Source organism: Bacteroides sp. An279 (genome assembly GCF_002159615.1).
In the GTDB taxonomy this organism is placed as follows: Bacteria; Bacteroidota; Bacteroidia; order Bacteroidales; family Bacteroidaceae; genus Phocaeicola; species Phocaeicola intestinalis.
The window spans coordinates 1-10702 of sequence record NZ_NFJA01000111.1; the positions used below are offsets into that span (position 1 = coordinate 1).

13 protein-coding genes are annotated in these 10702 nt (G+C 46.8%); 4 read left to right on the plus strand and 9 right to left on the minus strand.

Annotated elements, in window-relative coordinates:
* Positions 1 to 490 (minus strand): AAA family ATPase (locus tag B5F78_RS14675; RefSeq protein ID WP_162608563.1); only part of this gene is annotated, 490 nt, incomplete at its 3' end.
* Positions 491 to 648: 158 nt separating this feature from the next.
* On the opposite strand from B5F78_RS14675, the gene lgt reads away from it, so the two are divergent.
* The 3 genes from lgt (at position 649) to B5F78_RS14690 (ending at position 3841) form a co-directional block, all read left to right on the plus strand.
* Positions 649 to 1479, plus strand: a complete 831-nt coding sequence (gene lgt, locus B5F78_RS14680; RefSeq protein ID WP_022038612.1) for a prolipoprotein diacylglyceryl transferase — start codon at positions 649 to 651, stop codon at positions 1477 to 1479.
* A gap of 283 nt (positions 1480 to 1762) precedes the next feature.
* The gene (locus B5F78_RS14685; RefSeq protein ID WP_087407062.1) at positions 1763 to 1948 is read left to right on the plus strand and encodes a hypothetical protein; all 186 of its coding nucleotides are present in this window, start codon (positions 1763 to 1765) and stop codon (positions 1946 to 1948) included.
* A 174-nt stretch (positions 1949 to 2122) separates the two neighbouring features.
* The gene (locus B5F78_RS14690; RefSeq protein ID WP_162608564.1) at positions 2123 to 3841 is read left to right on the plus strand and encodes an AAA family ATPase; all 1719 of its coding nucleotides are present in this window, start codon (positions 2123 to 2125) and stop codon (positions 3839 to 3841) included.
* A 460-nt stretch (positions 3842 to 4301) separates the two neighbouring features.
* Here B5F78_RS14690 and B5F78_RS14695 read toward each other — a convergent pair whose 3' ends face one another.
* From B5F78_RS14695 to argR, 7 genes are read right to left on the minus strand one after another with little or no spacing between them, the layout of a single operon-like run.
* Positions 4302 to 5435 carry an aspartate aminotransferase family protein gene (locus B5F78_RS14695; protein ID WP_087407064.1) on the minus strand — a complete coding sequence of 378 codons (1134 nt, stop codon included), beginning with the start codon at positions 5433 to 5435 and terminating at the stop codon, positions 4302 to 4304.
* A gap of 34 nt (positions 5436 to 5469) precedes the next feature.
* Complete coding sequence (locus tag B5F78_RS14700; RefSeq protein WP_087407065.1) at positions 5470 to 5865, minus strand: four helix bundle protein; 396 nt, start codon at positions 5863 to 5865, stop codon at positions 5470 to 5472.
* A gap of 14 nt (positions 5866 to 5879) precedes the next feature.
* Entirely contained in the window at positions 5880 to 6848 is a 969-nt protein-coding gene (gene argC / locus B5F78_RS14705; RefSeq protein ID WP_022039050.1) for an N-acetyl-gamma-glutamyl-phosphate reductase, read from the minus strand.
* Between the two features lie 2 nt (positions 6849 to 6850).
* Positions 6851 to 7045, minus strand: a complete 195-nt coding sequence (locus tag B5F78_RS14710) for a PspC domain-containing protein (RefSeq protein ID WP_022039049.1) — start codon at positions 7043 to 7045, stop codon at positions 6851 to 6853.
* Between the two features lie 16 nt (positions 7046 to 7061).
* Entirely contained in the window at positions 7062 to 8267 is a 1206-nt protein-coding gene (locus tag B5F78_RS14715; RefSeq protein ID WP_087407066.1) for an argininosuccinate synthase, read from the minus strand.
* 48 nt (positions 8268 to 8315) lie between these two features.
* On the minus strand, positions 8316 to 8882 hold the full coding sequence (locus tag B5F78_RS14720) for a GNAT family N-acetyltransferase (protein WP_087250929.1): 567 nt from the start codon (positions 8880 to 8882) through the stop codon (positions 8316 to 8318).
* A gap of 17 nt (positions 8883 to 8899) precedes the next feature.
* The gene (argR, locus tag B5F78_RS14725) at positions 8900 to 9379 is read right to left on the minus strand and encodes an arginine repressor (RefSeq protein WP_022039047.1); all 480 of its coding nucleotides are present in this window, start codon (positions 9377 to 9379) and stop codon (positions 8900 to 8902) included.
* Positions 9380 to 9665: 286 nt separating this feature from the next.
* On the opposite strand from argR, the gene B5F78_RS14730 reads away from it, so the two are divergent.
* Positions 9666 to 10394, plus strand: a complete 729-nt coding sequence (locus B5F78_RS14730; protein ID WP_087212807.1) for a class I SAM-dependent methyltransferase — start codon at positions 9666 to 9668, stop codon at positions 10392 to 10394.
* 99 nt (positions 10395 to 10493) lie between these two features.
* Here B5F78_RS14730 and B5F78_RS17355 read toward each other — a convergent pair whose 3' ends face one another.
* Positions 10494 to 10676, minus strand: a complete 183-nt coding sequence (locus B5F78_RS17355; RefSeq protein ID WP_158100017.1) for a hypothetical protein — start codon at positions 10674 to 10676, stop codon at positions 10494 to 10496.
* Positions 10677 to 10702: the final 26 nt, after the last annotated feature.

A 10702-nucleotide genomic window follows, 5' to 3' on the forward strand; every position in this document is an offset into this window, starting at 1 on the left:
GTTCTCCCTTAATGCCCGTATCAAGCACGTCCAGGATAGGCTTGTCGTATTCGTCAATCAACACCACGCACCGTCTTCCCGATTGCTCATGGGCTTGTTTGAGCACGTAGGCAAAACGTTTCCCAATATCCGTATAGTCCTGGCTCTTTCCGTATTCCCGTTCCCAGCCTTTTATGGTGCCTTCCAATATATCTTCCAATGTACCCGGAGCGGTGAAGTTGCTTCCGTTGAAGTCGATGTGGAATACGGGATATTCCCTCCATCCCGTTTCCAGTTTCTCGATGGCAAGTCCTTTGAACAGCTCTTTCTTACCTAAGAAATAGTTCTTCAGGGTAGACACAAGCAGGCTTTTCCCGAACCTACGGGGACGACTGAGGAAATAAATCGCACCTTCCTTTACCAGTTGGTAGAGTAAATCCGTTTTGTCTACATAACAGTATCCTTCTGTTATCATTTTCTCAAAGCTCTGTATGCCTATCGGGAATTTCATCGTACTACATTATTAAATATATGCAAGTACAAATATAACGATAATTTGCCAGTCCGGCAAAAAGATAGGGATAGTTTCAAAATTTAACAGAACTTCTGCCCGAAGAACAGATGCTTTTTTGTTCCTTTGCAACCGTAATTACATAAAAGGAAAAGACGATGACGTTAGCAAGCATAGTATGGGATGTAGATCCTGTTTTGGTACATTTGGGACAGATTGAACTCCGCTGGTATGGACTGATGTGGGGATTGGGGTTTATTTTGGCGTACGAGATTGTATCGCGCCTGTTCAAGAAAGAAGGATATCCCGACAATTGGGCAGACAAGCTCTTTGTATATTGCATTGTAAGCAGTGTGGTCGGTGCCCGGCTGGGACATTGCCTGTTCTACGAGTGGGACTATTACAGTGCCAATCCGGCAGAAATTCTGAAGATATGGAAAGGCGGGCTTGCCAGCCATGGAGGCGTGTTCCTCCTGATACTGGCATTGGTGTGGTATTCCAAGAAAGTAACCAAGAAAAGCGTCTGGTGGCTTTTCGACCGGATGATACCTGCCGTAGCCGTGGTATGTATGTGCATCCGCTTTGGCAACCTGATGAATTCGGAGATATTCGGTTATCCTACTACTCTGCCTTGGGGATTCGAGTTTGTCCGTTCGCGCGAGTGGCAGGAATTGTATAACCAAAATGGACTGGCTCAAGCTTGTCATCCTACACAGATTTACGAGATGCTCTATTGTTTCGTGGCATTGGTCGTTTCGTGGGTGATGTATCATAAATATCAGTTGCAAAAATACGTAGGGCTGATAACGGGCGTATCTCTGTTGATATTTTTCGGCGCGCGCTTCGGACTGGAGTTTATGAAGAATCCGCAGGTAGCCGAAGAGGTAGGCATGACGCTCAATATCGGACAGTTGCTAAGTATTCCACTTATTTTATTGGGAATCTTTCTTATCGCTACATGCAAGAAGCGGAAAGAAGACTGGAAATAGACAGACAAAATAAAGGTGTCTGGCTTGGTAAGTCCAAACTTTTTCCATACCTTTGCGTGGGATGATGAAAGTAAGATAGCACGCTATCTTTCTGGTTAAAGAATTGGAAAAAATCTTAGGATTCATCCCCCCAATTAGCGTGCGATAAATTCAAAAACAGTTTTTATAAAACAACAAAACAATGCAAAGACACAACACAATCGGTTTATCACGTAGCGCTTCTTCGTAGAGGGGCGAGGACGATGTGTGCTTTTGTCGGGCGAATGTTTTTGCTTGGCAAGGCATGGCGTTTTCATACGTGATGGAATCGGCAACCGCTGGAGAGCGGCGGGGGTTGTTGTGTTCTTTGGCTTCGTGTGTATTTGCCTTTCTTCCGGATGGGGAAGAAGGGCTTTTTAATATCCGCATTCCACCCAATAGCCATGTAGGAGCGTATCGCATACGCCCCGAAGACATCCGCATGGGTTAGTTGATGCATTCGGGCGTATGCGATACGCCCCTACATGGGATGTTTGCGGATATTCAAATTTTGTTTCCTTATGTTTCATCTTTATTTGTTTTGTTGTATATGAAAAATCATCAGATTCGCGCGAGGCGCGCCGAGGGGAGTGCGGTTTCTGCTCCCGAATATGCTGTAAATTGTTTGAATGTTGATATTATCCTTGCAAAAGGACGGAGCGACGTGCGTGAATTGTCTGTCCGTCTTTATACTTCCGCTTACCGGCTGATGGGTGTCGCTGCCCGGCAGGCGTCCTCAAGCAAGGCGATACGTACGTGGCATTTCGAAGTCTCTTCATCCGATGCCTGGACGGGCGGGACGTATCGGGCTTTTGTTTATGTCAACGGCGTTCCAAGCTGGAAAGCGGAATTGTTTCTTTACACGGGCGAAGGCATTGATTCGAGTGCCCGTTTGGAAAGCCTGGAGCCTTCTTCGCCCGAAATGCTCTTTGCCGGGCGGTTGGCTTTCCGGTCGTGGTGGCCTGTTTTGGAAGGCTTTCATCTTGACGAGGATTTCATCGTCCGTTTCATGGAACAAATCCGGCTCTTTACGCAAAATATAGAAACGAAGACATGGGCTTCGGTACCTCCGCTTCAAGTGACGGGCGATGCCGATTGGGCGGAGCGGTTCGCTTCGTTGGTATTGGTTCCTTGCGTTAAGGAGGAATGGGGGAAAGAATGCGTGCTGACCGAGGTGAGCGGGGCGGATGATGATATGCTTTCCCTTCACTTGTTGGAGCGGGTGTGTTATCTGGTAGGCGCCCATATCGCTCCGGATACGGTATTTGTTTTTCACGGAGCCACTCTGACCATGGAATGGCTGAATGCTGATTACTACCCTTATTTCTCGCTCTTCGAGAATGAAGACACGTGTTTCCGTCTGCCCGAAACGCTTCTTACCGAAAGGAAGACGGAGCCTGAAGGCTTCTCTCCGGACGAAACGGAAATGCCGGAAGCGGCAGAAGTACAGGACGAGGAAAGGAAACCTGCCTTGCAGCGGTTGGAAGAAATGGTAGGTCTTTCGCGGGTGAAAGACGAACTGTGCGAGGCTTGCGCGATGGCTTTGTTCACCCGGCGCCGCAAGGAATTAGGGCTGGAAGTTTCGGCAGAGAACCGTAATCATTTCTTGTTCTTGGGCAGTCCGGGTACGGGGAAAACCACCGTTGCCCGCCTGATAGGGGAAATTTACCATGAAATGGGATTGCTCTCACGTGGGCATACCGTAGAGACGAACCGTGCGAAACTGATAGGCGAGTTCATCGGTCAGACCGAGCAAAAAACCTGTGCCGCGATAGCTGAGGCCCGTGGCGGGGTGCTTTTCATTGACGAGGCTTACACACTTGTTCACGAAGACGATTCGCGCGACTTCGGCAAGGAAGTGATTCATGCTTTGATGACCGTTCTTTCCGAACCGAACCCCGACCTGATAGTCATCCTGGCGGGTTATGAAATGCAGATGCAGGCGTTGTTCCGCCTGAATCCGGGGCTGGACAGCCGCTTCCCGCTCCGCCTTCACTTTGATGACTTCACATCAGACGAATTGACGGAAATGGCGCGGCACTTGTTGGCGGAGCGTAACTTCGAACTGAGCGAGGCGGCAGGCGTCCGCTTGGCGAAGCTGATAGAAAAAGCCGTCTTGCATAAGGATGAGCACTTCGGCAACGGCCGTTGGGTACACAATCTGGTAGAGCACGGCATTTTGAAGTGCATGGCGAAACGGGTGATGGCGTTGCCGCTTTCCACCGAATCCTCCGAATTGTTCCGCTGGATAGAGGAAACGGATGTCGCCGGAGCCGAACCTGCCTTCCTTTATGAAAACGCCCCGAAGGTTGCATTGGCGAGGCGCATCGGCTTCACTGCTTGACTGGGGTACTTACCCCGATGCATATGGCTGTTTGAAACGTTCCATATAACTCTGTTTTCAGTCCTCCTTAATTAGGACTGCTGTGTTGAGGAGTAGAAACTGCAGTCCTATTGGTAGTAGGACTGCAGTCCTGGCATATTAGGATTATGCGAGGACTGGTATGGCAAATACTATCAGTGTAGCTTTGAACCCTTGGAAACAATAGTTTCGGCGCGCACTCGCGCACCTCCCTGTTGTGATTTTGCTCTTAAATTGGTATCTTTAAACCGTTGAAAACAACTTTCAAGAACAGGAAATTTGATGAATAAGGTTGTGATTTGCTTTCAAATTAGTATCTTTGAACCATTGAAAACAACTTTATTTTTCTATTTTGTTATATTGAACGAAGTGAAGCATCTCGTAGACATTGAAGATACTTCACTTCATTCCCTTAGACAGGTAGTGCTACTATGCAAATTTATTACCCTATTGTTCTCATCGCATTTTGCAAGCGGGTGAGGAACTCATCCGCTTCGTTCATGCTGAGGCAGAGAGGGGGAAGCAGACGGATGACATTGGTTCCGCTTACACCTGTAAAGACTTTTTGCTCGAAGAGCAGTTTCGTACGCAGCTCTTTAACAGGCTCTTCAAATTCCAGCCCTATCATCAGACCACATCCGCGCACTTCCTTGATGCCCTTGAAACACTTCAGTTCTTCTAATAAATGTGTGCCGACTTTTGCCGCATTTTCTATCAGCTTCTCTTCTTTTATGACATCCAGTACGGCAATTGCTGCGGCACAAGCCAGGTGATTACCGCCGAAAGTCGTGCCCAATTGTCCGTAAACGGGTTTGAATTTCGGACTGATGAGTACGCCTCCCATGGGGAAACCATTGCCGATTCCTTTGGCTACAGTAATGATATCGGGGCGGATGCCGCTGTATTGGTGAGCGAAGAACTTGCCGCTTCGTCCGTAACCCGACTGGATTTCGTCCAGAATCAGTACGGTGTTGTTTGCGTCGCAAGTTTGGCGCAAAGCTTTCATAAAGTCTGTATCGGGTATCCGGATGCCGCCTATCCCTTGAATACCTTCAATGATAACGGCGCAGACATCACCTTTTGCCAGTTCGGCTTTCATGGCTTCTGTATCATTTAGCGGCAGGTAGATAACATGTTGATTGGCGTTGACAGGAGCGATGATTTTCGGATTGTCGGTCACTTCTACCGCCAGCGAGGTACGTCCGTGGAAAGCTTTGCCGAAAGAAACAATACGTGTGCGTCCGTTATAGAAAGACGCCAGTTTCAGGGCATTTTCATTGGCTTCGGCTCCTGAATTGATTAAGAACAGCTGGTAATCGTCATAGCCGCACATCGCTCCCAACCGGTCGGCAACTTCCTGTTGCAGCTTGTTAATGACCGAGTTGGAGTAGAATCCCAGCATAGCAACTTGTTTGCTTATCATTTCCACATAATGCGGGTGTGAATGCCCGATGGAGATAACGGCGTGCCCTCCGTACAGGTCAAGGTATTCTTGTCCTTTGTCATCCCACACGTGGCAGGCTTTTCCCTTGACAATGTTAATGTCAAAGAGAGGATATACATCGAAAAGTCTCATTTAAATTAAGAATTAAGAATGAAGAATGAAGAATTCAGTGGGTGCTTCCTTCATTCTTCTTCTGGTTATTTTTTACTGTTTTTATTGATGAAACGAATAGGGCTATTAATTCATTGCAGTCTTCTTCTATACTGGTAAACGATTGTTCATCCATATAGTCACTGTCATATAGCAGATTGAGCCAATAGTCGGTTTCGTTTGCCTCTTTCAGTCCGACGCTTAATTTATTAATAAAGTCAGCTGGACTTTGGGCGAATTCTGATTCACGTACCAAAGCACCAATAGCTGTTCCCGAACGAAGAACTTGTTTGCTAAGGATAAATTCTTGTTTTTCATTGCGCAGATATTGTACCATACGTACAATGCGTAAAGCAAATAAATAGCTCTTGATATGCAATGTCGAATTATGCCGTTTACGAAAATTCTTCATTCTTCGTTCTTCATTTAAAAAGCGCTTGGTTTCAGCTTGAGCCCGGTAGTTTCTTCCAGGTTGAACATCAGGTTCATGTTGTGTACTGCCTGGCCGCTGGCGCCTTTCAGCAAGTTGTCGATGCAAGACACGATGAGGAGTTTGTCTTCGTGTTTTTCTAAGTGAATCAGACACTTGTTGGTGTTGACCACTTGCTTCAGGTCGATGCTCTTTTCTACGATATGCACGAACGAGTCTTCGGCATAATAGTCTTCATACATCTTCACGATTTCGGGCAATTCTACCTTCGTCTTTATGATTGTAGTGGCGAAAATGCCTCGGGCGAAGTCGCCGCGGTAAGGGATGAACGTAATATCTGCATCGAAGCTGTTCTGCAATTGCTTCAGCGACTGGCGTATTTCCGGAAGGTGCTGGTGCGTGAACGGCTTGTAAATGCTCAAGTTGTTGTTCCGCCAACTGAAATGCGTAGTCGCTCCCGGTTTTACTCCGGCTCCCGTACTTCCGGTTATGGCGTTTACAATGATATCACCTTTCAACATCAAGTGTTTTGCCAAGGGCAACAACCCCAACTGGATACAGGTGGCGAAACATCCCGGATTGGCAATGTGCTTGCTATGACAGATGGTGCGGCGGTTCAGTTCGGGAAGGCCGTATACGAAGTCATGGTCTTCAGCGGCAATGCGGTAATCCATCGACAGGTCGATTATCTTCAAATCTTCGGGCAGGTTGTGGCTTTCCATAAACTTGCGCGTGTCACCATGTGCCGTACAGAAAAACACCACATCCACTTCATCCAGTGGCAGTGCATCGGTAAAGGTCAAATCGGTTTCGCCATACAGTCCTTCGTGTACATCGGTAATCTTATTTCCGGCATTGCTCGAACTGTTGATGAAATGAATCTCCACATCAGGGTGATTGATAAGCAGGCGAATCAGTTCGCCTGCTGTATATCCTGCTCCTCCTATAATTCCAGCTTTTATCATACTCAGTTATTGTCTTCGGGAACGATAATCCACATTAATAAATAGATGATGACACCTGCAAAAGCGGTAAAGACGGTCAGCAATGCATAGATAAGCCGTACCAGTGTCGGATCCAGATCGAAAAAACGGGCTATGCCTGAGCATACACCGGCTATCATTCTGCTATTGCGTGGACGTCTGAGTTTCTTTCCTTCCATAGTTGTTGGTTTAGTGTTACATCATTTCGTCTTTATGGTTTGCGTAATAGGCTCTCAGCGGAGTGGAGAGTACTTTGATAAAGCCTTTGGCATCTTCTGCCGTCCAGCCTTTCTGCATTTCCCCGTATTCGCCCAGCTTGTTCTTTACCAAATCGTCTTCTGATTCTACGCCTACGGTAGAGAAGCAATAGGGGCGGAGTTCAAGGATAGCCGTACCGTTTACGTTGCGTTGCGATTCGATCAGCATGGCTTCGATGTCGCGCATCACCGGTTCCAGGTATTGGCTTTCGTGCAAGAACATGCCGTACCAGTTTGCCACCTGGTCTTTCCAGTATTGCTGCCATTTGCTCAACGTGTATTTTTCCAGGAAGCGGTGTGCACCGATTATCAGCATCGGAGCTGCGGCTTCGAATCCTACGCGTCCTTTGATGCCGATGATGGTATCGCCTACGTGCATATCCCGTCCGATACCGTAAGGTGCTCCGATTTCTTCTACACGCTGGATGGCTTTGATTTTATCGTCGAACACTTCCCCATTGACAGCGTACAGCTCACCTTTCTTGAATTCCAGCTTCAGCAGTTCGCTTCCTTCCTTGGTAACTTGTTTCAGGTATGCACTTTCGGGCAGTCCTTGTGCCGAATCCAAGATTTCCCCTCCGCAGATGGAAGTGCCCCAGATGCCTACGTTATAGGAGTATTTCAGCTTGGTAAAGTCGGCTTCGAAACCGTGCTCTTTCAGGTAATTGATTTCATAGTCACGGCTTAATGCCATATCGCGGGTCAGGGTGATGATTTCCACTCCCGGAGCCATGACCAGGAACGTCATGTCGAAACGTACTTGGTCGTTTCCCGCACCGGTAGAGCCGTGCGCAATGGCATGTGCACCGATTTCGTTGGCATAGCGGGCAATGGCAAGTGCCTGGAAGATGCGTTCCGAACTTACGGAAATAGGATAGGTGCCGTTACGCAACACGTTCCCGAATATCATGTATTTCAGGCTCTTGGCGTAGTATTCTTGTGTTACGTCGAGGGTGACATATTTCACCGCGCCTAATTTATAGGCATTCTCTTCATTCTTTTTCAATTGTTCGGCACTGAATCCGCCCGTATTGGCACAAGCGGCATATACTTCATATCCTTTTTCTTTTGCCAGATACATCACGGTGAACGAAGTATCCAACCCGCCGCTGAAAGCAACGACAACTTTTTTCTTTTCTTCCATAAGGCTATATTTATTATGTGTAATTCTTCATTCTTAATTCTTCATTTGTCAGAAGTTTGTATGCTCATCGTCTGTATGCAGTGCCGGGTCATAGAGCATGGCAGTACAGATGCAGAACTTGCGGTTTTTTGCCATCAGTATCTCGTGGTTGATGCATCCTTCGCATCCTTTCCAGAACGCTTCGTCATCGGTCAGTTCGTTGAATGTTACCGGTACATATCCCAGTTCGGTGTTCATTTTCATGACGGCTGCTCCTGAGGTCAGGCTGAATATCTTGGCTTTGGGCCAGCGCAGGCGTGCCAACGTAAACGAAGCGTGTTTGATTCGTTTGGCAAGTCCGCATCCACGGTATTTAGGGTGGACAATCAAGCCCGAAGTGGCTACATACTCCTTGTTTCCCCATGATTCGATGTAAGTAAAGCCTGCAAACTCATCCCCGCAAAGGGCAATGATGGCTTTGCCTTCTTTCATTTTGGTTGCGACATATTCGTGCGTACGTTCGGCAATGCCTGTGCCCCGCACTTTGGCAGCTTCCCGGATGGTATCCAGAATTGTGTCTACGTATGCTTCGTGCGAAGCATCTGCCACCATAACGTCTATTTGTTTTGCGTCCATTTCTGTATGATTATTCTTTATAAGTTGATATTCGCTATCACATGAGCAAGTGCCTGTTTCAATTCCGTACGGGTGCATCCTTCCCGCATGACCAGCATGATGGTATCATCGCCTGCTATGGTTCCGATGATTTCATGAAAATGGTTGTTGTCTATGTCGTAGGCAAGGCTGCTGGCATATCCGGGGCGTGTCTTGATGACGGCAATGTTTCCGGAAAATTCAATAGACAGGAACCCTGTATGACGAAGCATTTCCGATGCGCTTTGCGGGTCGGTCATGCGTTTGTACATGGTGTTGTTGGGCAACACATATACGTAATTGCCGTTCATGCTTGCTGCTTTTGCCACTTTCAGTTGTTTCAGGTCGCGCGAGAGTGTGGCTTGTGTAAGTTGGAAACCTTCTTTTTCCAGTTCTGCCAAAAGTTCTCCCTGACTGCCTATCTCTTTGCTTGAGATAATCATCTTGATGGAATCGAGTCTGCTGTTCTTGCTTTTCATCTGCATATTTATTCTTCAATCGGGTGCAAATATACAGATAATATGGAAACAATATTCATTTTGAGCGAATATTTTTTCTAAAAACCTGTATTTATCCACTTTTACACCTTTTTCCTGTTGTCGGTATCCGGCATTGCTTGAATAGTCCTTTCCCTTTGTTGATAAATTCCGCGACGTTTTTTGCTTTCAGCTTCACCAGTAGCCGTTTTTTACATTTTGTCAAACAATCTGTTCCGATTTCCGGAGAAAATGTGTAAGTTTGCCTGACTATTATAGGAATCGTATCATGAAAAGACATAGGTTGACAGAAGACAAAGACCCGATGGGACGGGCCATTTACGAATATTTTACAACTGGGAAAGCTGGAAAGTTAAGGGTGTTTTCCTCACAATTTGATGAAGATGAATTGCCGGTAAAGGATTTGTTCCGCACTTTGGAACAGATGCCTTTGCTAGAGCAGAAGGCTTTGCAGCTGGCATACGGGCGGATATTGGATGTGGGAGCAGGGAGTGGATGCCATTCGCTTGTTTTGCAGGAGATGGGGAAAGAAAGCCTGGCTATTGATATCTCGCCTTGGGCAGTGGAAGTGATGAAAAAGCGGGGAATAGACGCTTATCTGACAAATGTGTTTGATATGGGATTTACAGGGCGGTTCGATACCATTCTGATGCTGATGAATGGCTCGGGTATCATTGGTAAACTGAAAAATATGCCGGCTTTTCTCACAAGGGTTAAGCAACTTTTGGCTCCGGGAGGATGTGTACTGATGGATTCGACTGACCTTCGCTATCTGTATGAAGATGAAGACGGGAGTTATCTTGTCGACCTTGCTGCTGATTATTATGGTGAAGTAGACTTCCAGATGCAGTATGGCAAGGTAAAGGGAGAACCGTTCGACTGGCTTTACATTGATTTTGATACCCTATCGGCATACGCCACTCCGTATGGTTTTCGGGTAGAAAAGGTGATGGAGGGCGAGCATTACGATTACCTTGCGCGGCTGTCCTTGCGTTGAGGATTTTTCATTACAGGTTATAAAATTTGAATATCCGCAACATCCCATGTAGAGGCAAAAAGCGGATATTCATTTCAGAAAACCATCCACAAAAATATTTTAGAAGCTGTTTTGAGAAGCTGTTTTGAATTTCTCCAAAAAGTTTTTCTTGGCTTGATGTATCCGTTTTCGTGTGTGCTTTGGGCGATTTTTTGGCCCCTTCCGCTCCTGTTCTTCGTCAGATAGCCCGCTATCTTCCTCATCACAGAAGCGAAAATGCCTCAAAAACTCATCCCAAATCATCGCACGATAAATTCAAAACAGCTTCT

Bases quoted from the DNA above. Each gene is read 5' to 3' on its own strand.
- lgt (WP_022038612.1), top strand. From the start codon at position 649: ATGACGTTAGCAAGCATAGTATGGGATGTAGATCCTGTTTTGGTACAT.
- B5F78_RS14685 (WP_087407062.1), top strand. From the start codon at position 1,763: ATGGCGTTTTCATACGTGATGGAATCGGCAACCGCTGGAGAGCGGCGG.
- B5F78_RS14695 (WP_087407064.1), bottom strand. From the start codon at position 5,435: ATGAGACTTTTCGATGTATATCCTCTCTTTGACATTAACATTGTCAAG.
- B5F78_RS14700 (WP_087407065.1), bottom strand. From the start codon at position 5,865: ATGAAGAATTTTCGTAAACGGCATAATTCGACATTGCATATCAAGAGC.
- argC (WP_022039050.1), bottom strand. From the start codon at position 6,848: ATGATAAAAGCTGGAATTATAGGAGGAGCAGGATATACAGCAGGCGAA.
- B5F78_RS14710 (WP_022039049.1), bottom strand. From the start codon at position 7,045: ATGGAAGGAAAGAAACTCAGACGTCCACGCAATAGCAGAATGATAGCC.
- B5F78_RS14715 (WP_087407066.1), bottom strand. From the start codon at position 8,267: ATGGAAGAAAAGAAAAAAGTTGTCGTTGCTTTCAGCGGCGGGTTGGAT.
- B5F78_RS14720 (WP_087250929.1), bottom strand. From the start codon at position 8,882: ATGGACGCAAAACAAATAGACGTTATGGTGGCAGATGCTTCGCACGAA.
- argR (WP_022039047.1), bottom strand. From the start codon at position 9,379: ATGAAAAGCAAGAACAGCAGACTCGATTCCATCAAGATGATTATCTCA.
- B5F78_RS14730 (WP_087212807.1), top strand. From the start codon at position 9,666: ATGAAAAGACATAGGTTGACAGAAGACAAAGACCCGATGGGACGGGCC.
- B5F78_RS17355 (WP_158100017.1), bottom strand. From the start codon at position 10,676: ATGATTTGGGATGAGTTTTTGAGGCATTTTCGCTTCTGTGATGAGGAA.